This is a genomic window from Streptomyces sp. NPDC048417 (genome assembly GCF_040651615.1).
Classification (GTDB): domain Bacteria; phylum Actinomycetota; class Actinomycetes; order Streptomycetales; family Streptomycetaceae; genus Streptomyces.
On record NZ_JBEZKI010000004.1, the window covers coordinates 119,897 to 142,501 of the forward strand.

The following is a 22,605-nucleotide window of genomic DNA, read 5'->3' on the forward strand; positions in this document are numbered from 1 at the left end:
CCCCGGTATCCACCCCCCCCCCCCACCCCCCCGGGGGGCCCGCCGGGGGCCCCCCCCGCGGCTCCGACGGGGACGGCGCGAGCGGTTCCCGTCGCCACTCCGGCAAGGGCAACGCCGCCTGGGCCATACGCTCCGCCGTCGGACAGCTTCAGGAGTTGCTCGGGCGTGCTCCCGAGTCCGTCTCGGCACTGAAACCGACCGAAACCGGTTGGGAAGCCGACATCGAGGTACTCGAATTGGAGCGCGTCCCCGAAACCACCAGCGTGATGGCCACCTATCGAGTGACGCTCGACGAGGAAGGCGACCTGGTGAGTTACGAACGGAAGCGCCGTTATACGCGTGGCCAAATCGACCGGCGGGGCTGAGGCAGCACAGCCGGTGAAGGGAGGCACCATGACAGTGGTGCCGCAAAGTGGAGGCGGTGTCGCTCGCGGTGGCGGCACGAGCAGCCTCTACGACGTCCTGGAACTCATTCTCGATCGCGGGCTCGTCATCGACGTGTTCGTCCGCGTTTCGCTGGTGGGGATCGAAATCCTCAAGATCGACGCTCGCATCGTCGTGGCCAGCGTCGACACTTATCTGCGTTTCGCCGAGGCGTGCAACCGTCTCGACCTCGAATCCGGGAGGAAGGCGCCCGCCCAACTGACCGACATCGTCGGAGACACGGTCGAGAGCGGAGCCAAAGGCAAATCCAAGGGGGCGCTCTCCGGCGCGGCCGAAGCGGTCACCGATTCCCTCAAGGGGATCACCGGCCGTGACGACGCCGAAGAAGCCGAAGAAGAAGAGCCCGAGGAAGAGGACGAGGGCAAGGAAAGGGAACCCGTGGAGAGGCGACGGCGGCCGGTTCGGCGTACCTCCCGACGTGAGCGCGAATGAGGCTCGCCGCGCGAGAAGGAATGAGCCATGGCCGTATACATCTACTCCATCACCGGAAAGCAGCACCCGCTCCGGCTCGACGGTCTCAACGGCGTCGGTGAATCCCCGGCGGGATTGCGGACAGTGACCGCGGGACCGCTGTGTGCTGTGGTCAGCGACGCGCCGGAGGACCTGCGTCCCAAGCGCCGCGACGTCATCGCGCACCAGGCAGTACAGGAGCGCCTCATGGCCGACGGCACCGTGCTCCCCATGCGGTTCGGCCTCATCGCCGAGAACGACGAGGCCGTCCTGGTGGCCCTGGAGCAGAACGCCGCGGACTACACGGACCGGCTTCAGGCACTGGAGGGATGCAGCGAGTACCACCTCAAGGCGTCGCAGGACGAGGACGCGCTGCTGCGGCAGATCCTGCGGGAGTCGGACGTGGCACGAGAGCTCAACGACGAGATCCGCGGCGGCAACGCCGCCCCCGAGGCGTCGCTGCGACTCGGTGAGCTGGTCACCCAGGAGGTACAGGCACGGCAGGAGGCGCTGGCGGCGGGTGTGGTCGAAGCACTGCGCCCCTTCGCCCGGACGCTTGAATCGTCCCAGCCGACGGGTTCGGACTTTCTCAACGTGTCGTTCCTGGTGTCCGAGGACCGGGAAGAGGCGTTCCTCACGGCGGAGTTGAGCGTCACGCATCAGATGGGTGACGACTTCGACTTCCGGCTCAACGGTCCCCTGCCCCCCTACAGCTTCGTCTGACTCCGACCGAAGGAGTTCCCATGGGCCTGTTCACCCAGCTCGTCACCCTTCCCCTGGCCCCCGTGCGCGGCGTCGTATGGGTCGTGGAGCGGGTCCGGGAGGAAGCCGAGAACCAGTACTACGACCCCGCGCCGGTGCACCGGGAACTCGCCGAGCTCGAACGTCTCCTGGTCGCGGGGGACATCGACGAGGAGACGTTCGACCGGCGCGAGGACGAACTGCTCGACCGGCTGGAGGAGATCCGCGCCTATCGGCAGGGCTGACACTCCTGATCCGGCACGAGGGAATCCGAGGCCGCAACCGTGACTGAACCCCTGGCCAACAGGCTTGGTTCCTACCCGTCCCGAGCGGCGCCGCCCTACGGGCAGGGATCCTCCGCGAACCTCGCCGACATCCTTGAACGGGTACTCGACAAGGGCATCGTCATCGCGGGCGACATACAGATCAACCTTCTCGACATCGAGCTGTTGACCATAAAACTGCGCCTCCTGGTCGCCTCCGTCGACAAGGCCAAGGAGATGGGCATCGACTGGTGGGAGCACGACCCCGCGCTCTCCTCCCGGGCCAGGGGGGACCGGTCACTGGCCGAGGAGAACCGCCGATTGCGGACCGAGATCGATGCTCTCCGCCAGGGCAAAGCCCTCCCCGCGGAGGAGGAAGGGCCCCGGGGCACAGGCAGCCGTGGCCGGGGAAGTGCTCGCGATGAGTGACCTGTTGACCTACGCGTATGCGGTGGTACGCGACACCGGGGGACTGCGGGAGGCGATCGCGCCCCTCCGGGGCGTCGCCGACGCCCCGGTCGGCCTCGTCACCGACGCCGGCGACGATCAGCCGGCGCTCGTGGTGAGCCGTGTGCCCGCACAGGACTTCCAGGAACATGCTCTCAAGGAGCATCTCGAGGACCTGGAATGGCTGGAGGCGGTGGCCCGCGCCCACCACGGCGTCGTCGAAGCCCTGGCCGAGCGCACCACCGTCCTGCCCCTGCGCCTGGCGACCGTCTACCTCGACGACCGGCGGGCCCGGGAGGTACTGGAAGCAGGGCGGACCGTGTTCGCCGAGCTCCTGGCCCGGCTCTCCGAACACGTCGAATGGGGGGTCAAGATCTATGTCGAGCCGTCCGCGGTCCCCGCGGCCCCGCCCGTTCCCGCGGGGGACCTGACCCCCGGGCGCGCCTATCTGCGGAACCGCCGGCAGCAGCAGAGCGTTCGCGACACCGTGTACCAGGCGGCGCAGAAAGCCGCCGAGCGGGTGGAGACCGCCGGCCGCAGACACGCCTCCGACCGGGTCCGGCACCGCGTACAACAGGGTCCTCTCGCCGACGCGGCCGGAAGCGCCGGCGGCGCAGGCGAGAACGTCGTCAACGACGCGTACCTGGTGCCCCTGAAACGTTGCGACGACTTCCTGGCCGACGTGACGCGCGCCGCCGACGGTCTGGACGGGGTGCGGGTCGAGGCCACCGGCCCCTGGGCGCCGTACTCCTTCGCCATGCCACCCGGTGAATCCGGCGTCGCCGCGGAGGGGGCACCCCCGTGATCACGCCCGGCCCGCCACCCGAAGCGGAGCGTCTGCCCCAGCGGCAGGTCGCTCTCATCGACCTGCTGGACCGGCTGCTGACCGGTGGCGTCGTCCTCACCGGTGACGTGGTGCTGTCCATCGCCGACATCGATCTGGTACGCGTCTCACTGCGTGCCCTGATCGTCTCCATCAGCGAGCAGAACCCCTCGCCATGGTCGAACACCGGCCCGCCGCAGGGCGGCGACCATGCCGGCCGAGGGTGAGAGCCGGCCGCCGCGCCGCGCCGAAGAAGTCGCGGAGGCCGCCGCCCGCGCCTTCCGGTTGCTGCCCGCCGCCCCACGTGACCTCGACCTGTCGGCCGGCAAGGGCTCACGTTCCCCGGCCCGGCGGATCAGCTCCGACCGCGACACCGTGGAACGGGACCTCCTCAAGCTGGTCCTCACCCTCGTGGAACTGCTGCGACAGCTGATGGAACGACAGGCCCTGCACCGAGTCGACCAGGGAGACCTCACCGAGGACCAGGAAGAACGCCTGGGCGCGACCCTCCTGCTCCTGCACGACCGCATGAGCGACCTGTGCGCCGAGTACGGACTGACCATGGAGGACCTCAACCTCGACCTCGGACCGCTCGGCACGCTGCTTCCGCCCTCCGACTGAACCCCGGCAGGCCCGCAGGCCACGCGGGGCGATCAACGGCGTCGACCGGCGACGGCCTGTCCCATGCCGCCGAGGACTCACAGGACGGCTCCGACGACCGCCAGGATGATCATGGTTTCGCCATGGGGGAGTGCGGCCGGCGCCCCGGCGCCCCGGCGAACGGCGAAAGACCGTAAAGGGGACGCGGAGGTGGGTGGCCTCCTCCTCACTCCACGCGATGCGGTTTGTGGCCGGCGACCTGCAGGCGGACCTCGGTGGGCAGGTGAGAGGAGCCGGTGGACCGACGGGCGGTGCGGAGCGGGCCTTCGCACAGGGCATCGAGGACGGTGCCGGGTGCCGCCTGCGAGGTGAGAGTGAGTCCGACGCGGGTGCGGGGACGGGCAGGACGGCCGGTGATGCGTACGGCCGTATGCTCCACGCCCGGCAGAGCACCGGCTTCGGCGGCGATCGCGTCGCTGAGCGCGCGGTCGCGCAGTTCGATGCCTTCCTGCGGAGGTGTGCCTCCGACGGGCAGCGTTCCCGGGCGGTGTCGGCGCAGTTGGGCGAGCAGCCACCACAGCGCGAGCAGGGCGACGAGGGCGAGGGCGGCGATCACCGCGGGCCACCACCACCAGCCCTGGCTGCTCCAGCCGGCCCGGTCGGCGGAGCCGAGCAGGACGTCGTCCGGTGCGGTCAGGGGCCAGCCGGCGGGCGGCACCAGGTGGTGCCGCCGGAAGACGTCGAGCCCGGCGAAGAGGATCAGCAGACCGCCGCCGAGCAGTACCAGTCCGGCGAGGGCCAGCAGACTGCGGTTGACTACGGGTTGCGGCGTCATGGTGCGGGCTCCGGTGCTGCTGGTTTCTCGGTCAGTCGGTGCGTCGCCGTACCCGTACGACGATGCGGGGAGGGCGGGCGAGGGCGAGTTGGTCGCACTCGTCGCCGAGGACGGCGGTGAGGTCGTCCTTCACTTGCCGGGGTTCGCGGAACCGGACGTCCGCGCGGGCTTTGACGCGGTGGCGGCGCACCCGGACGTGGGCCTTGCGGACCCCGGGTACCCGCATGGCGGCGTCGCGTATCAGATCGGCGGCGCCGTCGCGGTCGAGGGCGGCCCGCAGCCCGGGTGCGGGGGAGCGCAGGGGCAGCCAGTGGCGTAGGCCGGGAGTGAGGGCCAGCACGATCAACCAGACGCCGACGACGGCCGCCACAGCGGCTCCCGTGAGCATCCACACGTCGTCCACCGGGCGGGTGGCCAGTTCGTCGGCCAGGTGCCGGCGCCAGGCTGCCGCAGGGCGTCCCGCCCGTACGGCGACGACGTCGACCAGTGCCGCGCCCGCCGCTACGAGAACCAGCGCGGCGACCAGCGCGGCCGGAAGGCGGCGCGCCGACCACGGCCGGTGGGTTCGGTGCGCTCCGTCGGGCTCACCGGAGGTCAGGTCCGGTGGGGGCGCCTCGTGTTCGGGCGGAGCGGACTTTGCCGGCTGCTCCCTCGGCTCCTCGGGCTCCTTCGCCAGCGGCACCGTGGCAGGGCGCGCGGACGGTGCGGAGCTGCGGCTGGGCGGATCCGGGTCGGGTGTCATTCCGGTCCTCCTTCTTCCGTGGCGTGACCGGCACCGGCCGCGGGGCGGCTCACCGGACCCGTCCCCGGTTCGGGCCGGCGGCGGTCACCAGCCGCCGGACGGTGAGCGTGACCTCCCGTACCTTCAGACCGGTCAGTTGAGACACCCGTTCTGAGACGTCCTGCCGTATCCGCTCGCAGACCTGGGGGATGTCGGCGGGGTAGGGCAGGTCCATGGTCAGGTGCAGGCGCACCGATCCGGTACGGGTGACCGCGGAGGCGGCGGGCGCCGTCGGTCCGTTCCGGTCGGGCGGTATGGCGGCGCGTCGGGACTGGGCCGTGCGGGCGGCTTGGACGGCGATACGGGCGACCACCCTGTCCGGTATGACGGTGGCGCCCCGCTCGGCCGGGGGCGGCAGGCCGGCGGCCCGCGCCGGTGGGCCGGACCCTTCGCCGAGGGGCGGGGCACCGGGCCGGGTGTTCACCGTTGCCTCCGCGCATGGAGGTCGAGATCGCCCTGCACGGCGAGGCCGACGATCAGCCCCGCCGTCCCCAGGACGAGAACGAGCAGGAATGCCCAGAAGCCGCCGAAGTAACCGGCGAAGCCCAGGGCCATGCCGGCCGCGAGGCCCGTCGTCGCTGCGTTCATCATGCACTCACCCGTCTCGCGAGCGTCCCGGTCGCCGTGATCATCCGCTCATGACCGAGGCGCGGCGGTCCCGGCAGCGGTCACCGCACGCGGCCCTCGTCCGGTTCGGTCTGCCCCTCCTCGTCGTCGGGGAGGTCGACGTCGTCGACCAGGACGTTCACCTCGACGACCTCCAGCCCCGTCATCCGTTCCACGGCGCTGATCACGTTGGTGCGTACACCGCCGGCGACGTCGACGATGGAGACGCCGTACTCGACGACGACATCCAGGTCCACCGCGGCCTGCCGCTCGCCGACCTCGACCTTCACTCCCCGTGTGACACCTCCTCCGCCGCCGCCGGGGACGCGTTCCCGCATGGCGCCGAAGGCACGGGCCATCCCCGCTCCCAGGCTGTGGATGCCGGGTACCTCACGGGCGGCCATGCCCGCGATCTTGGCCACCACGCCGTCCGCGATGGTGGTCTTCCCCCGTGTCTCGGCCGGAGCCCCGGATCCGGTACGGCCCTTCAGCGCGCTCACGCCCGCATCGGCCCGGCCGCCCCCGCTGACGCTGGTGATGTCGTCCGTCATGGCGGTCGCCTCGATCGGTCAGTGGCAGACACCTGTGTGGTGCCGTCGAAAGGTTGGACACACGTGACGGCGCACTTCTCACGCCCATCACATGTGACGTGCATCACATTGATGTGGGCGGGTACCCGCTCATTCCGGGCCTTGTAGGGGAGTTGTTCCGGGCCCTGTGCGGGAGTTGTCATGATCGAACGCGCTGCTTCGCCACGGCTGGAATGCGATCTGCCGGACGGACTGCTGGCCGTACGGGCGGCCGAGGGAGACGAGGACTCCTTCGCCGTTCTCGTCCGACGGCACAGTCGGTCCCTCCTGACCCTGGCCCGTTGCATGCTCGGCAATCCCCAGGACGCCGAGGACGCAGTCCAGGACGCCTTCGTCAGCGCCTGGCGACGACTGCCGGAATACCGCCACAGCGCCGAGTTCCGTACCTGGATGTACCGGATCACCGTCAACCGTTGCCTGGCCATGCGCCGGCGCCGGCTGCCGCCCCTGTCTCTGAACACCGTCCTCGAACCGGTGGCGGGCGACGCGTGGAGCCAGCCCGACCGGTCCGCCGAGCGGGACGCGGCCGCCACCGCCCTGACCCGCGCGCTCGCCGAACTGGACGCCGGGCAGCGGATCTGCTGGATCCTGAGAGAGGTGCAGGGCATGCCCTACCGGGAGATAGCCCACGTGACGCGGACCAGCGAGCCGACGGTGCGCGGCAGACTGTTCCGGGCACGCCGATCCCTGCAGGAGGCGATGGACCCATGGCGCTAGGCGACCCGCGCACGCGGCCTCCCGAACCGCCCGCCGCCGACGGACCCCGCACCGGATCGGCCGCCGCCGACGCGCCCCCGTTCCCGGGGGACGAGGCGCTGCCCTGCGGCCGCCTCCTCAGCCGGGTCTGGGAACAGGTCCAGGACGAGGCGTCGGCCGCGGACCCGCACACCGTGTCCTGTCCGCACTGCCGCGAGGCCGTCGAGGGGCTGGCCACGGTGAACGCGGCCGCCCGGGCGCTGCACGCCGTGGACCCTCCCGGACTGCACGCACTCGCCGACCGCGTCATGAACGCCGTCAGGGCGGAGGCCAGGCTGGGACGGCTGCTGCCCCTGGCCGACCCGGACCGGGACCTGCGGATCACCGAGAGCGCGGCGGCGAAGGTACTGCGGCAGGCCGCGGACGCGGTCCCCGGTGCGAGGGCCGCGACCTGCCGGCTCGCATCTGAGGGCGAGGGCACCGACGTCCGGGTGACCATGACTCTGGTCGCCGCCTTCGACCGTCCGCTGCCCGAGCGCGTTCACCAGGTGCGCCGATCGGTCCTCCACTCGGCCGGTCAGGAGCTGGGGTTGGCGGTGGCGGCCGTCGACATCGCCGTGGTCGACGTACTGGAGCCCTGGCCGCCGCACCCCGGCGGTGACGTCCGGACCGGCGGGGGTGGGTGATGACCACCGTCGGCCCCACCACGCTCCTCGGCGTCGCGGCCGAGGCGGCCCTCGCGGTTCCCGGCGTGACCGGCCTGCCACCCCGACTCGCCCATCGCCTCGCGGCAGCCGCCGCGCCCAGCGGGACGTACACCGCATCCCACCGCACGCCGCCGGAGGCAGGCGTCCGCGCCGAGCGGGCGCCGGACGGTTCCGGATGGCACATCGAGGTGCGCTGCGCCCTCGCCGAGGGCCGGCGGGCGCTGGACGTCGCCCGCGACGTGCACGGCCGGGTGCGGACCGCCGTCATCTCCCGCCTCGCCGCCCCGGAGCCGGTCACCGTCACGGTCACCGTGACCCGCATCATCACCCGCTACGACGCGCCATGAGCGCCGTGGGCACCGGCCCCGCGGACCGTCAGCGGTGGCACCGGGCCGACAGGAGTTCACCACCCGGGGCCCGCCGGCACCTGAGAGGCGGACCGAAGAGCGGCCACATCCGCCGGCAGGCGGTGGGATCCGCGGGCTCACCCGGGCAGGAGGCCGATGCGGAGTCTGGTCAGGATGCTGGTCAGCAGGCGGGAGACGTGCATCTGGGAGACATGCAGTTCGCGGCCGATCTCGGCCTGTGTCATCTCCTGGCCGAAGCGCATCTCGATGATGGCCCGTTCGCGGTCGTCGAGTTCCTGGAGCAGGGGTCCGAGCGTGTGCAGGTCCTCGAACAGCTCCAGGGCCGGGTCGATGTCGCCCATCGTGTCCGCGTAGGTGGGCGTGCTGTCGGTTTCGTCGTCGCTGCCCGCGGTGTCGATGGAGCCGGCGACGTAACCGTTGGCGGCGACGAGGCCCTCGATGATCTCGTCGTCGGTCAGGTCCAGGTGGGCGGCGAGTTCCGCCACTGTGGGGGTGCGGCCCAGTTCGGCCGCGAGCGTGTCCTTGCTCTTGGCGAGGCTGACGCGGAGTTCCTGCAGGCGTCGTGGGACGTGGACGGCCCAGGTGGTGTCACGGAAGAAGCGTTTGATCTCGCCGACGATGTAGGGGATCGCGAACGAGGTGAACTCGACCTCGCGGGTCAGGTCGAAGCGGTCGATGGCCTTGATCAGGCCGATCGTGCCGACCTGGATGACGTCTTCCATGTCGCCGCCGCCCCGGTTGCGGAACCGGCGGGCCGCGAACCGCACCAGGGACAGGTTCATCTCGATCAGGGTGTTGCGGGCGTACTGGTACTCGTGGGTGCCCTCCTCCAGGGTCTGGAGGCGATCGAGGAAGAGCCGGGACAACTCACGTGCGTCCCTGGGGGTTACCTTGCCGCCGTCCTCGATCCAGGGCAGGTCGTCCGTGACGGCAGGTGTTTCCGTGATGGTGGCGGTGGTCTCGCGGGCACGCACGGAGTGGGTCACTGTGTCGCCTTCGGTGGACGAGGGGGTGAGCTTCTCCTGCCCCCGTAGGCCAGATGCATGTCCCGGCAGCGTGGCACGTTGGAGCGGAGACTGCCCGGGCCCCTCTCCTCGCCGGATCCGGCCGGGTGCGTTCTGGCCGCCCGGCACCCGCCTCTGGGGCGCGGCGGCAGGCACGCCGACCGCCCGACGCGTCGGCACGACGGTGGTCGGATCGGCATCGAAACACCCCACCCCAGCACACCTGTTGCCCGCCGCCGACCGCACCCTTGCCAAGCTCTAAATAAAGTGATTCATTGTCGTGGCAAGTGAATGAGTACATTTCACGCGCGGGAGGCGGCTGTGACCCAGCCGGAGCCTTCCGCTGCCGACTCCTGCCGTCGCGCCGGCGGAACCGCCGAGGCTCACCAGGCCCGTCAGGGCGGTGACCGGCCGGACGGGTCGACGTTCGTCTGTCTCGCTGTCAACCGCTGACCGACCTGAGAGGGTCCCATGCCTGCCCATGAGATCACCGCTGTCACCTTGGGTGCGGAGCCGATCACCGTCGAGCGGTTCGTCGCAGTGGCTCGGTACGGCGCTCGGGTCGCCTTCGATACGACCTATGTCGACCGGGTGCGCAAGTCACGCGCGCTTGTGGAGCGCTTCCTGGCTGAGAACCGCCTGGTGTACGGCGTCACCACCGGATTCGGCGACAACGTCACGAAGGTGATAGACCCGGCGGACGCCGAGCAACTGCAGCGGAACATCGTGCGCTCGCACGCCGTGTCGGTCGGCGAACCGCTGCCCACCGAGATCGTCCGCGCCATCGCGCTGATGGAGCTGGTCGGCCTCGGCGAAGGCTATTCCGGCATCCGGTTCGAGACCCTGGAGCTGATCCGGCGAATGCTCAACGCCGGGGTCACGCCGCACGTACCCGGCGAGGGTTCCGTCGGCTATCTGGCCCCGGAGGCGCACATGGCTCTCGTACTGCTGGGAGAGGGCCGGGCCCGGTACGGCGACGAGCTGCTGCCCGGCGCCGAGGCACTGGCCCGGATCGGGGAGCAGCCGACCCGGCTCGCCTCCAAGGAAGGGCTGTCGCTCACCAACGGAACGCACTCGGTCACCGCGATCGCCGTCCTGGCCGCCCACGACGCCGGCCTCGCGGCGACCACCGCCGACGTCGCCGCGAGCCTGTCGGTGCAGGCACTCAAGGGCACCGTCCGCGCCTACGACGCCCGGCTCCAGGAACGCAAGCGGCACCCCGAGCAGGCCGCGGTCGCCGAGAACCTGCGGCGGCTGACCGAGTCCAGCGCCCTCAGCGCCGAGTTCCTCGACCACCGGCTCCAGGACAGCCTGGCCCTGCGCGCGGTGCCGCAGATGCACGGTGGTGCGAAGCGGGCGCTCGCGCAGGCTCGGGAGGTCATCGTCGAGGAGCTGCACTCCGTGGGCGACAACCCGGTCATCCACCCCGAGGGCGAAGACGGGGTGGCGCTGAGCGGGGCGAACTGCGACAGCACCTTCGTCGGCATCCAGGCCGACTCCATGGTGAACGCGATGACGGTGCTGGCCAAGGTGTCCGAGCGCCGCACCGACCGCATGGTCAACAGCAACTTCAGCGAGTTGCCCGCCTTCTTGGTTCGCCGGCCGGGACTCGACAGTGGCTACATGATCGCGCAGTACACGGCAGCCGCGCTGACCATGGAGATGCGCGGCATGGCGGTGCCCTCATCCGCGGACAACATCACCACCTCGGCCAATCAGGAGGACGCGGTCAGCAACGCCTATCTGGCGGCGCTGAAGGCCTACCGCGCGGCGCGCAAGCTCGGCTACGTCATAGCGATCGAGCTGATGTGCGCCGTGCAGGCACTGGACCTGCTCGCGCCGCGCTCGCCCTCCCCGGCGGCTGAGGCGCTGCGGGCCAGGATCCGGGAGACCGTGCCGACCGTGAACGACGACCGGGTCTTTCACGCCGATGTGGAGCACATCGCCGAGCTCGTGCGCAGCGGGGAGGCGCTGCGAACCGTCGAGGAGGTGACCGGCCCGCTGTCCCGTTGAGACGGCGGGTGTTGTTGCGGTGTCTGTGCCGGTCGGCGGCCCGCGGGCGCGGGCACTGCGATGACGGACCTGCGCGGGCTTTCCCTGCCGTCGTGAGCCCCGAGGGGCTGTCGTCCGAGCACCGGCCCGCGCTCAGGCACGGCACAGTGAGAGCAGGCGCAACTCGCGGCTGCGCTGCGCTGCCGCAGACCGGTCGGTGGCGCCGAGCTTGGCGTGGATCCGACGGATGTGGGTGCTGACCGTGTTCACCGAGACCGACAGCTCGGTGGCGATCTCCGGCCTGGACAGGTTCGTCGGCAGGTATCGCAGCACGCGCAACTCGCTGGGGCTGAGCGCCGGGGCCGGTTCCCGGGCTGCCCGGTCGGCTCTGGCCCGGGCGCTTCCGTGGACGGCGTCGAGGACATCGGTGACCATGGCCGCGTGCGACGTTCCCTGCGGTGGCAGGGCCTTCAGCAGCTCCCATGCAGCGCCCGGTGATGACGGCCTTGCGTTGCTGAGAGAATCGCGGCGGTGAGGCTGACCAGCAGCCGCATGGCCGGTTCGCTCGTGGCGTCGGAGGTGTGCTGGGCGCGCTTCAGCCAGTGTGCGGCGTGCTCGAACTCTCCTGTCCGGACAAGCGCATTGGCGAGCGTCGCCTGCGCGGGGGCGATCACCGGATCGTCACTCCAGCCGTGTCGCTCGGCGAGCGCCAACGCTTCCTCACAGCGCTGCCGGGCCAGCGAGAAAGAGTGCTTCGTGGAGGCGAACCCCAGGTGGCCGAGGCAGGAGACCTCCAGACAGGGCCGGCCGATGCGGCGGGCGAGCGCGGCGCCCTCCTCAAGATGCCGCATGCTGTCGGCCAGTCGCAGTGACCAGGCCTCGGTGACGCCGAGATTCAGAAGAGCGTCGGCCCGCAGGTCCGCGCTGAGCGCGACCTCGGTGACCGACTGTCCGTTGGCAGGCGTGAGAAGCGTGCCCACCTGGTCGAACACCCCCTCGAAGTGGCCGCCCAGCCGCGCCAGGCGCAGGCCCAGCGAGCCGACGGCCATCCGCAGGCGGCGTTGGCGGTCGGGCGGCGTGGTGGCGGCGTAGGACCTGGCCGTTGTGAGATGCGCAGCCGCCTGGTCGAGGCGGAGCCGGTCCAGCGCGGCGATGGCGTGCACCAGGGCCAGACCCGCGGAGTCCGTGCCGCTCCGCGCGGGGAAGGCACCCAACAGCGCCGCCAACGTCCCGGCCTGTCCGTCGAGGGTGAGGCTGATGGCGTGGTCCGTGAGCAGACGCGCCGCTTCGGTTCAGTCGCCGGCGGCCTGCAGGTGGCCGACGGCACTTGCGGCGTGCCCGTGCTCGCCGAGCCAGTGCGCGGCGAGCCGGTGCAGTCCCGGGATGTCCCCGGGGAAAGTGCGTCGCAGTTCCAGCTTCAGCTGGTCACCGAACATGCGGTGGTAGCGGAACCAAGTGCGGCCGGGATCGAGGGACACGGTGAACGCGTTGGCGTCCTCCAGGCCCAGCAGGATGCCCTCCGACCCCGTGGTGCCGGTGAGCAGGTCGGCCAGCTCGCCGTTCACCCGGTCCAGTACGGAGGTGCGCAGCAGCAGGCTCTGAACGTCCGGAGGCTGTCTCTCCAGCAATTCGGCCATCAGGTATTCGGCGACCGTACGGTCGCTTCCGGAGAACTCGGCGACGAACCGTTCCGGGTCGGGGTGTTCGGCGAGAGCCAGTACGGCGAGTCGTAACCCGGCCGCCCAGCCCTCGGTCCGCTGATGCAGCGTTGCCACGGTTCGCCCGGGCAGCGCGATCCCGGCCACGGCCAGTTCCCCTTCCAGCCGGAGCTGGTGCAGGCGGAGCGGCGGCGCATGTCGGGTCGCCACGATCGCGTGGACACCCTGGGGCAGACGGGTGAGCAGCGCTGTCAGCTGTTCGGCGGCTTCGGGTGAGCTCAGCTCGTGCAGGTCGTCGACGACCAGCACCAAAGGACCAGTGGCTCTCGCGCACTCGGACAGCACCTTGTCCACCGTGGCGCCGCCGCTGAGGCCTGGCGTCATCGGCAGCGGTTCCCCGCCGCCGTCGGGGTGGGGCGCGGCCCGCACCGCGCTCAACACCGCTCCCCAGAACAGCCGTGCGTCGCGCAGACCGGGCCGTACGGACACGAAGGCGATCCCGCGATCCTGACCCGTCCGGTCCGTCCACGCCCGCAGCAGGGATGTCTTCCCGCTGCCGGCCGGCGCCGAGACGACCGTGACCTGCTTCTGGGCCGCCCGGTCCAGTGTGGAGACCAGGTCGTGACGGTGGATCAGTCCCCTGGAGCCAGGATCCGGTATCGCCGGCACGTCGATCGTCATATCCGGGTGTATACCGCGCCGCACCCCAGGACGTGCGGCGCGGAGTCGTTCCGGTTGTCTCACGGTGCGCGGGTTTCCCAGTGCGGTGAGGTCGGCGGCCGGGCCGATGCCGGAGCGCAGGAGGATCGCCGGGCCTGTTTGCGACGAAGCTGCGGCAGGCCGCCGTCATGGTCGAGAACGCGCTCGAGCTGGGCCTGCGTGTGGGGCGTGGCTGCGTGCCCGCCCCACGTGGAAGGGGTCTGCGGTGCTTCAGGCGTTCATTCCGCCGTCGACGAGCAGGTCGGTGCCGGTCACGTAGGAGGCCTCGTCGGAGGCGAGGAACAGGACCGCGGCGGAGAGCTCCGTGGAGTCCGCGAAGCGGTCCATCGGCACGCGCAGGCGCTCCTGTGCCTGGGCGTCCTCGTCCCACGTGGCCTCCAGCAGCGGGGTGCGCACGATGCCCGGGCAGACGCAGTTCACCCGAACGCCCGCGGCCGCGTAGTCCTTGGCGGTGGCACGCGCGAGACCCCGCACGCCGAATTTCGACGCCGAATAGGCGGCGTTCGGGGTCCTGCCCTGGAATCCGGCCGTGGAGGAGATGTTCACGATCGACCCGCCGCCTGCCGCGACCATGCCCGGAATGACGGCGTGCATTCCGTAGAAGGTGCCGTTCAGGTCGACGTCCACGGTGCGGCGGTAGTCGGCGATCGAGAGCTCCGCGGCGGGGAGGAAGGGCCCCGCGACACCGGCGTTGTTCACCAGCACGGTGATCGGCCCGAATTCACGTTCGGTCTCGGTAACCAGTGCGGCCCACTGCTCCGGGTCGGTCACGTCCAGGCGGATGAAGCGGGCGGCATCGCCGAGTTCGGCGGCGAGTGCGCGTCCCTCCGTCTCGAGGATGTCGGCGATCACCACGCGGGCGCCTTCGGCGACGAAGGTCCGCACGTGGGACGCCCCCATCCCGAGTGCTCCGCCGGTGACGACAGCGACCTTCGACTCCAGACGTCCCATGTGTTCCCAGTCCTTTCACGGCGGGCTCGGCGACTTGCGACGCCGCCGCCTCGATCACTTGCTCCCAGTTGGGACAATATCACCTGGGAGCAGTTATGGGCCGGGTAGCATCAGGCCGTGTGATCAGGGATTCCAGCGACCTTCGGGAGAGCAGCCGGCGCGCGCTGGCCACCGCCCACGGTGTTCACGTCGGGATGTCGCTGTTCCTCGCGTGGCGCATATCGGACCGCAACTTCGCCGACGCGCTCGGTGAGTTCGAGCTCACGCCGCGGCAGTACAGCGTGCTGTTGTCCCTCGCCGCCGACCAGCCGCTGACCCAGACCGAGCTGGTGAACCGCGTCGGGGTCGACCGCTCGGGGATGGGGCGTCAGATCGATGACCTCGAGCAGCGGGGTCTCGTGGAGCGACGTCGTCACGAGGTCGACCGGCGAGCTCATGCCGTCAACCTCACCGATCTCGGGCGTGCGCGCCTCAAGGCCGCCGACGCTGCCGTGCAGCACACGATGGCGGAGGTGTACGGCGTCCTCAGCGAAGAGGAGCTGGAGGTACTCGACCGACTCCTGACCCGCATCGTCGAACAGGCCCCGGGGGCGACCGCGCCCCCCAGGTGACCCGCACCGCGGCCAGGGCTTGGGCGGCGTCCCGGACGCTGTGGAGTGCGCCTCGGCTGATCCGTGTCGCGGCAGACGTCACCCGCTGCGACGTGCGCACGGTGCGCGAGCACCGGCGCACCATCGCCCTGGTCCATCACCGCTTCCACGGGGAGGGCCCGCGGGGCCGGAGACGGTCGCGACCGTGGGTGGCGGGGCACCGGAAGCGCGGCGGCGTGCCGGAAGCGTGGCGTCGCCGACGCTCGGCCGCGCCGCCATGCTGACCGCTGACCGTCGAGGCTCGGCCGCGCCGCCATGCTGACCGCTGACCGCCGCCGGTCGGCCGCGCCGCCATGCTGACCGCTGACCGCCGGCCGCCGACCGCACGGATGATCTCCGGCCGGACGGGTCGGCCGCGCTCGCCGGCGCGGCCGATCCCTCGCTCAGACCGCCAGTACCTTCTCCAGTACGCCCAGCGCCGACCGCAGTTCCTCCGCCGTGACGGTCAGCGGCGGGGCCAGCCGGATCGTCGAGCCGTGCGTGTCCTTGACCAGGATGCCCTCGCGCATCAGGCGCTCGCTGATCTCGCGCCCGGTGCCGATCGCCGGGTCCACGTCGACGCCCGCCCACAGTCCGCGCGAGCGGAAGCCGACCACGCCCTTGCCGACCAGCTCCGCCAGACCGTCCCGCAGGACCACCCCCGACTCGGCCGCCCTGCGCTGGAACTCGCCGCCCTCCAGCAACTCGACCACGGCCGTGCCGACCGCGGCGGCGAGCGGGTTGCCGCCGAACGTCGAGCCGTGCTCGCCCGGCCGCAGCACACCCAGCACCTCGCGCCGGGCCACCACCGCAGACACCGGTACGATCCCGCCGCCCAGCGCCTTGCCGAGCAGCACGACGTCCGGGACGACGTCCTCATGGTCGACGGCGAGGGTACGGCCGGTGCGGCCGAGGCCGGACTGGATCTCGTCGGCCACGAAGAGGCAGCCCGCCCGCCGGGTCAGTTCGCGGACCCCGGTCAGATAGCCGTCGTCGGGGATCACGACCCCGGCCTCGCCCTGGATCGGCTCGATCAGCACGGCGGCCGTCGTCTCGTCGACCGCCGCTTCCAGGGCCGCCAGGTCGTTGTAGGGCACGATCCGGAAGCCCGGCGTGAACGGGCCGAAGCCCGCCCGGGCGGTCTCGTCCGTGGAGAAGCTGACGATCGTGGTCGTACGGCCGTGGAAGTTGTCAGCCGCGACGACGATCGTGGCCCGGTCGGCCGGGACGCCCTTCACGTCGTAGGCCCATTTGCGGGCCACCTTGATCCCGCTCTCCACCGCCTCGGCGCCGGTGTTCATCGGCAGCACCATGTCCAGGCCGGTCAGCCCGGCCAGGCGCTCGGCGAACTCCGCGAGCCGGTCGTTGTGGAAGGCGCGGGAGGTGAGGGTCAGCCGGTCCAGCTGGCGGTGGGCGGCCTCGATCAGGGCAGGGTGGCGGTGGCCGAAGTTGAGGGCCGAGTATCCGGCCAGCATGTCGAGATAGCGGCGGCCCTCGACGTCCTCCACCCAGGCGCCCTCGGCGCGGGCGACGACCACGGGCAGCGGGTGGTAGTTGTGGGCGAGGACCGGCTCCTCGGCCTCGATCAGCTCGGCGGAGGTACGGGTGTGCGCGGGTGCGGTCATCGATGACTCTCCTCGGACCTCAGCGGATTTCCTGGGTGCAGCACTTGATGCCGCCGCCGGCCTTGTGGAACTCCGACAGGTCGACGGGGATCGGTTCGTAGCCCTGGTCGGCGAGCCGGGTGGCGAGCGCCTCGGCCTGCGGCGCGATGAAGACCCGGCGGCCGTCGGAGACGGAGTTCAGCCCCCACGCCATGGCGTCGTCCCGGGTGGCGAGCACCGCGTCCGGGTACAGGCGGCGCAGCACCTCACGGCTGCCGCTGGAGAAGGCCTCGGGGTAGTAGACGATATTTCCGTCGTGCCCGCCGTCCAGGACGAACAGCGCGGTGTCCAGATGGTAGAAGTACGGGTCCACCAGGGTCAGGCTGATCACCGGGTGGCCGAAGAACTCCTGTGCCTCCCGGTGGGCCTCCCGGGTGGTGCGGAATCCGGTGCCGGCGAGCAGGTACCGGCCCGTCCAGACCAGGTCGCCCTCGCCCTCGGCCACCGAGCCCGGGCGGTACACGTCATAGCCGGCGGTCTTGAACCAGAGGTCGTAGTGGGAGGACTCGGGGCGCCGCTCGGGCGCGTGGAACAGGGAGCCGAAGACCCGGCCGCCGACGACGACCGCCGAGTTCGCGGCGAAGACCATGTCGGGCAGACCGGGGACCGGCTCCAGGTGGTCGACGCTGTGGCCATGGGCACGGTAGGCGCTGATGAGCGCGGTCCACTGCTCATGGGCCAGGTCGACGTCGATCCTGGTGTCGGGGTTCATCCAGGGATTGATCGCGTACTGCACGGCGAAGTGTCTGGGTTCGCAGACGAGGAAGCGCCGGACGCGCGGCACACGGCTTTCGGACACAGAGGTTTTCCTCCGCTTTCCTGCGGTGTCGACGAGGGTTGACACCAAGGTAGAAAGCGTCGGATACGGACGACAAGCGATCAATGCTGCGTGTCTGCGCAGGATTGCTGCGTCTCTGATCCGGCGAACGCAGCATCGGTGCGTTTACTCAGGAGCCGCGTGTGTGGCACCCGCCTCGGGGCTCTCCGGGAGCAGATGCGACAGCACCATCACGCTGATCGTCTTCCGGATGAAGGGCTCCACCCGGATCCGCTCCAGCACCTCCTCGAAGTGGTCCACGTCCCGGGCACGGACATGCAGCAGGGCGTCCGCGCCGCCGGTCACCGTCATGGCGGCGGTGATCTCCGGATGGTTGCGGACCACCTCCGCGAGCCGCCTGGGCGGCGCCGCGCCCTCGCAGTACACCTCGACATACGCCTCGGTACGCCAGCCGAGTGCCGACGGCTTCACGGTGGCCGTGAACCCGGTGATCACTCCGGTCTCGCGCAGCCGGTCGACCCGCCGTTTCACGGCCGTCGCGGAGAGCCCGACGGCCGCGCCGATCTCGGCGAAACTGGTCCGCGCGTTCGCCATCAGCGCGGTGGTGATCTTCCGGTCGAGATCGTCGAAGGGGGCGGTGCCGCTGTTCATGTCCGCACTGTATCCACGGGGAAAGGCACTTCAGGTACGCCACTTCACGCGGTCCGTCCGACGCGAACGTCCACGTCCGGCACATGTCCAGCGCACCGGTCCGCCGCCTACACTCCGTTCATGCTGCGCGCCCTCGCCGTCGACGACGAACGCCCCTCGCTGGAGGAGCTCCTCTATCTGCTGAACGCCGATCCGCGCATCGGCAGCGTCGAGGGCGCCGGGGACGCCACCGAGGCGCTGCGCCGCATCACCCGCGCCCTGGAGTCCGGACCCCACGGCCCCGAGGCCATCGACGTCGTCTTCCTGGACGTCCAGATGCCCGGCCTGGACGGCCTGGAGATGGCCCGGCTGCTCACCGGCTTCGCCCGGCCCCCGCTGGTCGTGTTCGTCACCGCCCACGAGGACTTCGCCGTAAGGGCCTTCGATCTCAAGGCGGTCGACTACATCCTCAAGCCGGTTCGGAAGGAACGCCTGGCGGAGGCGGTACGACGGGTCGCCGAACGGCGCGGCGCCGCACCGCACATACCCGTGCACGAACCCGACCCGGACCACCTGCCGGTCGAACTCGGCGGCGTCACACGGTTCGTGGCCGTCGACGACATCACCCATGTCGAGGCCCAGGGCGACTACGCCCGCCTGCACACCGACCGCGGCAGTCACCTCGTGCGCATCCCGCTCTCCACCCTGGAGGACCGCTGGCGCTCCCGCGGCTTCGTCCGCATCCACCGCCGCCACCTGGTCGCACTGCGCCACATCGGCGAACTCCGTCTGGACGCGGGCACGGTGAGCGTCCTGGTCGGCGGCGAGGAACTCCAGGTCAGCCGGCGCCACGCCCGCGAGCTGCGGGACCTGCTGATGCGGAGGGTCTGACGGTGCCCACCGACCCCGTCGAACGCCGGGTCACCGTCACCGGGCCGCCCCGCAGCCGCCGCCCTACCTCCGGCTACTACCGGCCGCGCACCGAGATCGACGAACAGACCACCCTCGGCCACACCTACGTCCGCTCCCTGATGCGCTCGCAACTCCGGGTCGCCGTGGTTGTGTTCGCGGTCCTCGTGCTGCTCATCGGCCCGCTTCCGCTGGTGTTCGCGGCCGCTCCGCAGGCCCGCCGCCTGGAGTGGCTGGTGCTCGGCTTCTGCCTGTACGCCCCGCTGATCCTGCTGGCCCGCTGGTACGTGCGCCGCGCCGAACGCAACGAGAAGGACTTCGTCCGCCTCGTCGAGGACCGATGAACTACCTTCGTGACGAGGCCCGATGAACTCCCTTCGTGACGAGGCCCGATGAACTCCGGTTACGCCGTCCCGGCCGTCGCCCTCGTCGTCGTCACGACCGTCCTCGTCGGCGCCTTCGGCCTGCGCATCTCCCGTACCACGTCCGACTTCTACGTCGCCTCGCGCACCGTCGGCCCGCGGCTCAACGCGGCCGCGATCAGCGGCGAGTACCTCTCCGCCGCCTCTTTCCTGGGCATCGCCGGACTGGTCCTGGTGCAGGGCCCGGACATGCTCTGGTACCCGGTCGGCTACACCGCCGGCTATCTGGTCCTCCTCCTGTTCGTCGCCGCCCCGCTGCGCCGCTCCGGCGCCTACACCCTCCCCGACTTCGCAGAGGCACGGCTCGCCTCGCAGACGGTACGGCGGCTGGCCGGGGCGTTCGTCGTCGGCGTCGGCTGGCTCTATCTGCTGCCCCAACTCCAGGGCGCGGGGCTGACGTTGGCGGTGCTCACCGGGGCCCCGGACGCACTGGGCGGGCTGATCGTGGCCGTCGTCGTGGTGGCCACCGTCGCCGCCGGCGGCATGCGCAGCATCACCTTCGTGCAGGCCTTCCAGTACTGGCTGAAACTCACCGCCCTGCTCGTCCCGGCCCTCTTTCTCGTCCTCGCCTGGCAGGGCGCCGGTGCCCCCACCCACGCCTTCGACGAGCCGGCCGCCTTCCGCGACCAGCGCACCGTCGGCGTCCAGGACACCCTCGACCTCAAGCTCGACCGCCCCCTCACCGTCACCGTCACCGGAACCGTCGACGGCCGCCCGCACCGGGACACCAGGGTCACCCTCCCCGAGGGCACCCACCGGATCACCGCCGGCACCCGTCTGACCTTCGCCAAGGGCACCCGGGTGCCCGCCACCGACCGGGGCACCAACGGCGGTATGTCCACCTCGCTCGCCGAGAGCCGCGAGGAACGCCCGCTGTACGCCACGTACGGGCTGATCCTCGCCACCTTCCTCGGCACCATGGGCCTGCCGCACGTCGTCGTCCGCTTCTACACCAGCCCGCACGGTGTCGCCGCCCGCCGCACCACGGTCGCCGTGCTCGCCCTGATCGGGCTCTTCTACCTGTTGCCGCCCGTCTACGGCGCCCTCGGCCGGCTCTACACCCCCGAACTCACCCTCACCGGCAACGCGGACGCGGCCGTCCTGCTGCTGCCCGACCGGGTCATCGGCGGCCTCGGCGGCGATCTCCTCGGCGCCCTGGTCGCGGGCGGCGCCTTCGCCGCGTTCCTCTCCACCGCCTCCGGACTGACCATGGCGGTCGCCGGCGTCCTCACCCAGGACGTCCTCCCGGCGCGCGGGGTACGGCACTTCCGGCTCGGGACCGTGCTGGCCATGGCCGTACCGCTGGCCGCCAGCGTGCTCGTCGGCGGGCTGCCGGCCGCGGACGCCGTGGGCCTCGCCTTCGCGGTGTCCGCCTCCTCCTTCTGCCCGCTGCTGGTCCTCGGCATCTGGTGGCGGCGGCTGACCCCGCCCGGCGCGGCCGCCGGAATGCTGGTCGGGGGCGGCTCGGCGTTCTGCGCGGTGGCCGCGACGATGGCCGACTTCCCGGGCACCGGGAACCTGCACGCCCTGCTCGCCTGGCCCGCCCTGTGGTCGGTGCCGCTGGGCTTCCTCACCATGATCCTGGTGTCCCTGGCTACCCCGGGCCGGGTTCCGCCGGGAACGGCCGCGATCCTGGCCCGCTTCCACCTCCCCGAGGAACTGCGCGCGGAGGTGAAGGCGTGACCGGATTCCTGGCCGGCCTCCTGGTGGCCGTACTCCCGCTGCTGGCCGCCGGCTTCTGGCTGGGCCGCCGCACCGCACGCCCCGAGAGCCTCGGCGGTCTCGGCACCCCCGTCGAGCACGCCACCTTCGAGACCCTGCACACCGCGTCCCTCGCCGCACCCCCGCTGCGCGCGGGCCTGACCGAGGAGACCGCCCGCCGCTCGGCCCGCCGGCTGCGCACCCTGCTCGGCACCGACGCCCTCTGCCTCACCGACCACGACAACCTGCTGGTCTGGGACGGGGTCGGCGACCACCACCGCACCGAGATCATGGAACGCCTCGCCGGACCACTGGAGTCCGGCCGCGGCGAGGCCTTCCGCCTGCACTGCGAGGCCCCCGACTGCCCGGTCCGCTGGGCCGTCGTCGCCCCGCTCACCGTCGACGACCGCGTCCACGGCACCCTGGTCGCCTGCGCCCCGCGCGAGTCCGCCGTCCTGGTCCGGGCGGCCGGCGAGGTCGCCCGATGGGTGAGCGTCCAGCTGGAGCTGGCCGACCTGGACCGTTCCCGCACCCGGCTCATCGAGGCCGAGATCCGCGCCCTGCGCGCCCAGATCTCCCCGCACTTCATCTTCAACTCGCTCGCGGTGATCGCCTCGTTCGTGCGCACCGACCCCGAGCGCGCCCGCGAACTGCTGCTGGAGTTCGCCGACTTCACCCGCTACTCGTTCCGCAGGCACGGCGACTTCACCACTCTCGCCGACGAGCTCCACGCCATCGACCACTACCTGGCGCTCGTCCGGGCCCGCTTCGGCGACCGCCTCACGGTCACCCTCCAGATCGCCCCCGAGGTGCTCCCGGTCACCCTCCCCTTCCTCTGCCTCCAGCCCCTGGTCGAGAACGCCGTCAAGCACGGCCTGGAGGGCAAGACCGGCACCTGCCACATCCAGATCACCGCGCAGGACGAGGGCGCCGAGGCCCTGGTCGTCATCGAGGACGACGGCACCGGCATGGACCCCGGCCTGCTGCGCCGCATCCTCGCCGGCGAGACCAGCCCTTCCGGCGGCATCGGCCTGTCCAACGTCGACGACCGGCTGCGCCAGGTCTACGGCGACGACCACGGCCTCGTCATCGAGACGGCCCCCGGCGCGGGCATGAAGATCACCGCCCGGCTGCCCAAGTACCAGCCCGGGGTCCACCCGGCCGCGCGCCTCTCACCCGAGTGAGCCCCCGGCCCG

Annotated in this window: 30 protein-coding genes; 17 read left to right on the forward strand and 13 right to left on the reverse strand. The window is 71.3% G+C overall.

What is annotated here, in order from left to right; translation table 11 throughout:
* The 8 genes from AB0D59_RS07580 to AB0D59_RS07615 all read left to right on the forward strand — a co-directional run.
* Window positions 1-365: gas vesicle protein (locus tag AB0D59_RS07580; RefSeq protein WP_362562033.1), on the forward strand; the 365-nt coding region annotated here is incomplete at its 5' end.
* Between the two features lie 28 nt (window positions 366-393).
* Window positions 394-876 carry a gas vesicle structural protein GvpA gene (locus AB0D59_RS07585; protein ID WP_362562036.1) on the forward strand — a complete coding sequence of 161 codons (483 nt, stop codon included), beginning with the start codon at window positions 394-396 and terminating at the stop codon, window positions 874-876.
* A gap of 27 nt (window positions 877-903) precedes the next feature.
* Window positions 904-1,617: a GvpL/GvpF family gas vesicle protein gene (locus AB0D59_RS07590; protein ID WP_362562039.1), complete on the forward strand. Its 714-nt coding sequence runs from the start codon at window positions 904-906 to the stop codon at window positions 1,615-1,617.
* A 20-nt stretch (window positions 1,618-1,637) separates the two neighbouring features.
* On the forward strand, window positions 1,638-1,880 hold the full coding sequence (locus AB0D59_RS07595; protein WP_351698326.1) for a gas vesicle protein GvpG: 243 nt from the start codon (window positions 1,638-1,640) through the stop codon (window positions 1,878-1,880).
* 39 nt (window positions 1,881-1,919) lie between these two features.
* Entirely contained in the window at window positions 1,920-2,327 is a 408-nt protein-coding gene (locus AB0D59_RS07600; RefSeq protein WP_362562042.1) for a gas vesicle protein, read from the forward strand.
* Window positions 2,320-3,150: a GvpL/GvpF family gas vesicle protein gene (locus AB0D59_RS07605; RefSeq protein ID WP_362562045.1), complete on the forward strand. Its 831-nt coding sequence runs from the start codon at window positions 2,320-2,322 to the stop codon at window positions 3,148-3,150. Before AB0D59_RS07600 ends, AB0D59_RS07605 begins: the two co-directional genes overlap by 8 nt.
* Window positions 3,147-3,395 carry a gas vesicle protein gene (locus AB0D59_RS07610; RefSeq protein WP_362562048.1) on the forward strand — a complete coding sequence of 83 codons (249 nt, stop codon included), beginning with the start codon at window positions 3,147-3,149 and terminating at the stop codon, window positions 3,393-3,395. The genes AB0D59_RS07605 and AB0D59_RS07610 overlap by 4 nt, the downstream gene beginning before the upstream one ends.
* Window positions 3,379-3,789, forward strand: coding sequence for a gas vesicle protein K (locus AB0D59_RS07615; RefSeq protein ID WP_362562051.1), 411 nt, complete (start codon window positions 3,379-3,381; stop codon window positions 3,787-3,789). The genes AB0D59_RS07610 and AB0D59_RS07615 overlap by 17 nt, the downstream gene beginning before the upstream one ends.
* A gap of 205 nt (window positions 3,790-3,994) precedes the next feature.
* On the opposite strand, the gene AB0D59_RS07620 is transcribed toward AB0D59_RS07615, so the two are convergent.
* From AB0D59_RS07620 to AB0D59_RS07640, 5 genes are all read right to left on the reverse strand, one after another.
* Complete coding sequence (locus AB0D59_RS07620) at window positions 3,995-4,603, reverse strand: alkaline shock response membrane anchor protein AmaP (RefSeq protein WP_362562054.1); 609 nt, start codon at window positions 4,601-4,603, stop codon at window positions 3,995-3,997.
* Between the two features lie 31 nt (window positions 4,604-4,634).
* The gene (locus AB0D59_RS07625) at window positions 4,635-5,345 is read right to left on the reverse strand and encodes a DUF6286 domain-containing protein (protein WP_362562057.1); all 711 of its coding nucleotides are present in this window, start codon (window positions 5,343-5,345) and stop codon (window positions 4,635-4,637) included.
* A gap of 49 nt (window positions 5,346-5,394) precedes the next feature.
* On the reverse strand, window positions 5,395-5,808 hold the full coding sequence (locus AB0D59_RS07630; RefSeq protein WP_362562060.1) for an Asp23/Gls24 family envelope stress response protein: 414 nt from the start codon (window positions 5,806-5,808) through the stop codon (window positions 5,395-5,397).
* The gene (locus AB0D59_RS07635; RefSeq protein WP_362562706.1) at window positions 5,805-5,975 is read right to left on the reverse strand and encodes a hypothetical protein; all 171 of its coding nucleotides are present in this window, start codon (window positions 5,973-5,975) and stop codon (window positions 5,805-5,807) included. The genes AB0D59_RS07630 and AB0D59_RS07635 overlap by 4 nt, the downstream gene beginning before the upstream one ends.
* A gap of 77 nt (window positions 5,976-6,052) precedes the next feature.
* A complete protein-coding gene (locus AB0D59_RS07640) occupies window positions 6,053-6,541 on the reverse strand; it encodes an Asp23/Gls24 family envelope stress response protein (RefSeq protein WP_362562063.1) in 489 nt (162 codons plus the stop codon).
* Window positions 6,542-6,721: 180 nt separating this feature from the next.
* Between AB0D59_RS07640 and AB0D59_RS07645 the strand changes: the two genes are divergently transcribed.
* The 3 genes from AB0D59_RS07645 to AB0D59_RS07655 are packed head-to-tail and all read left to right on the forward strand — an operon-like array spanning window position 6,722 to window position 8,330.
* A complete protein-coding gene (locus AB0D59_RS07645; protein WP_362562066.1) occupies window positions 6,722-7,297 on the forward strand; it encodes a sigma-70 family RNA polymerase sigma factor in 576 nt (191 codons plus the stop codon).
* Entirely contained in the window at window positions 7,288-7,962 is a 675-nt protein-coding gene (locus tag AB0D59_RS07650) for a hypothetical protein (RefSeq protein ID WP_362562069.1), read from the forward strand. The genes AB0D59_RS07645 and AB0D59_RS07650 overlap by 10 nt, the downstream gene beginning before the upstream one ends.
* Window positions 7,962-8,330: a hypothetical protein gene (locus AB0D59_RS07655; RefSeq protein WP_362562071.1), complete on the forward strand. Its 369-nt coding sequence runs from the start codon at window positions 7,962-7,964 to the stop codon at window positions 8,328-8,330. The genes AB0D59_RS07650 and AB0D59_RS07655 overlap by 1 nt, the downstream gene beginning before the upstream one ends.
* A gap of 137 nt (window positions 8,331-8,467) precedes the next feature.
* On the opposite strand, the gene AB0D59_RS07660 is transcribed toward AB0D59_RS07655, so the two are convergent.
* The gene (locus AB0D59_RS07660) at window positions 8,468-9,325 is read right to left on the reverse strand and encodes a SigB/SigF/SigG family RNA polymerase sigma factor (protein WP_362562667.1); all 858 of its coding nucleotides are present in this window, start codon (window positions 9,323-9,325) and stop codon (window positions 8,468-8,470) included.
* A gap of 501 nt (window positions 9,326-9,826) precedes the next feature.
* Between AB0D59_RS07660 and AB0D59_RS07665 the strand changes: the two genes are divergently transcribed.
* A complete protein-coding gene (locus AB0D59_RS07665; RefSeq protein ID WP_362562074.1) occupies window positions 9,827-11,368 on the forward strand; it encodes an aromatic amino acid lyase in 1,542 nt (513 codons plus the stop codon).
* 132 nt (window positions 11,369-11,500) lie between these two features.
* On the opposite strand, the gene AB0D59_RS07670 is transcribed toward AB0D59_RS07665, so the two are convergent.
* The 4 genes from AB0D59_RS07670 to AB0D59_RS07685 form a co-directional block, all read right to left on the reverse strand.
* Window positions 11,501-11,782 (reverse strand): LuxR C-terminal-related transcriptional regulator, encoded by a 282-nt coding sequence (locus tag AB0D59_RS07670; RefSeq protein ID WP_362562076.1) that lies wholly within the window; start codon window positions 11,780-11,782, stop codon window positions 11,501-11,503.
* 35 nt (window positions 11,783-11,817) lie between these two features.
* Window positions 11,818-12,573, reverse strand: coding sequence for a hypothetical protein (locus tag AB0D59_RS07675; RefSeq protein WP_362562078.1), 756 nt, complete (start codon window positions 12,571-12,573; stop codon window positions 11,818-11,820).
* 66 nt (window positions 12,574-12,639) lie between these two features.
* Window positions 12,640-13,686, reverse strand: a complete 1,047-nt coding sequence (locus AB0D59_RS07680; protein ID WP_362562081.1) for an AAA family ATPase — start codon at window positions 13,684-13,686, stop codon at window positions 12,640-12,642.
* 249 nt (window positions 13,687-13,935) lie between these two features.
* Entirely contained in the window at window positions 13,936-14,676 is a 741-nt protein-coding gene (locus AB0D59_RS07685) for a glucose 1-dehydrogenase (protein WP_362562083.1), read from the reverse strand.
* Window positions 14,677-14,795: 119 nt separating this feature from the next.
* On the opposite strand from AB0D59_RS07685, the gene AB0D59_RS07690 reads away from it, so the two are divergent.
* A complete protein-coding gene (locus tag AB0D59_RS07690) occupies window positions 14,796-15,287 on the forward strand; it encodes a MarR family transcriptional regulator (RefSeq protein WP_362562086.1) in 492 nt (163 codons plus the stop codon).
* Window positions 15,288-15,709: 422 nt separating this feature from the next.
* Here AB0D59_RS07690 and rocD read toward each other — a convergent pair whose 3' ends face one another.
* From rocD to AB0D59_RS07705, 3 genes are all read right to left on the reverse strand, one after another.
* Window positions 15,710-16,930 carry an ornithine--oxo-acid transaminase gene (rocD, locus tag AB0D59_RS07695; RefSeq protein ID WP_362562089.1) on the reverse strand — a complete coding sequence of 407 codons (1,221 nt, stop codon included), beginning with the start codon at window positions 16,928-16,930 and terminating at the stop codon, window positions 15,710-15,712.
* Between the two features lie 19 nt (window positions 16,931-16,949).
* Complete coding sequence (gene ddaH, locus AB0D59_RS07700) at window positions 16,950-17,813, reverse strand: dimethylargininase (protein WP_362562670.1); 864 nt, start codon at window positions 17,811-17,813, stop codon at window positions 16,950-16,952.
* Window positions 17,814-17,912: 99 nt separating this feature from the next.
* A complete protein-coding gene (locus AB0D59_RS07705; RefSeq protein ID WP_351698356.1) occupies window positions 17,913-18,398 on the reverse strand; it encodes an Lrp/AsnC family transcriptional regulator in 486 nt (161 codons plus the stop codon).
* A gap of 120 nt (window positions 18,399-18,518) precedes the next feature.
* Between AB0D59_RS07705 and AB0D59_RS07710 the strand changes: the two genes are divergently transcribed.
* Genes AB0D59_RS07710 through AB0D59_RS07725 form a run of 4 tightly spaced genes read left to right on the forward strand, consistent with a single transcriptional unit; the run spans window position 18,519 to window position 22,593 of the window.
* Window positions 18,519-19,268, forward strand: a complete 750-nt coding sequence (locus AB0D59_RS07710) for a LytTR family transcriptional regulator DNA-binding domain-containing protein (protein WP_362562092.1) — start codon at window positions 18,519-18,521, stop codon at window positions 19,266-19,268.
* Between the two features lie 2 nt (window positions 19,269-19,270).
* Window positions 19,271-19,630, forward strand: a complete 360-nt coding sequence (locus AB0D59_RS07715; RefSeq protein ID WP_362562094.1) for a hypothetical protein — start codon at window positions 19,271-19,273, stop codon at window positions 19,628-19,630.
* Window positions 19,631-19,678: 48 nt separating this feature from the next.
* Window positions 19,679-21,391, forward strand: coding sequence for a cation acetate symporter (locus tag AB0D59_RS07720; protein WP_362562096.1), 1,713 nt, complete (start codon window positions 19,679-19,681; stop codon window positions 21,389-21,391).
* Complete coding sequence (locus AB0D59_RS07725; protein ID WP_362562098.1) at window positions 21,388-22,593, forward strand: histidine kinase; 1,206 nt, start codon at window positions 21,388-21,390, stop codon at window positions 22,591-22,593. The genes AB0D59_RS07720 and AB0D59_RS07725 overlap by 4 nt, the downstream gene beginning before the upstream one ends.
* The last annotated feature ends 12 nt before the right edge of the window (window positions 22,594-22,605 follow it).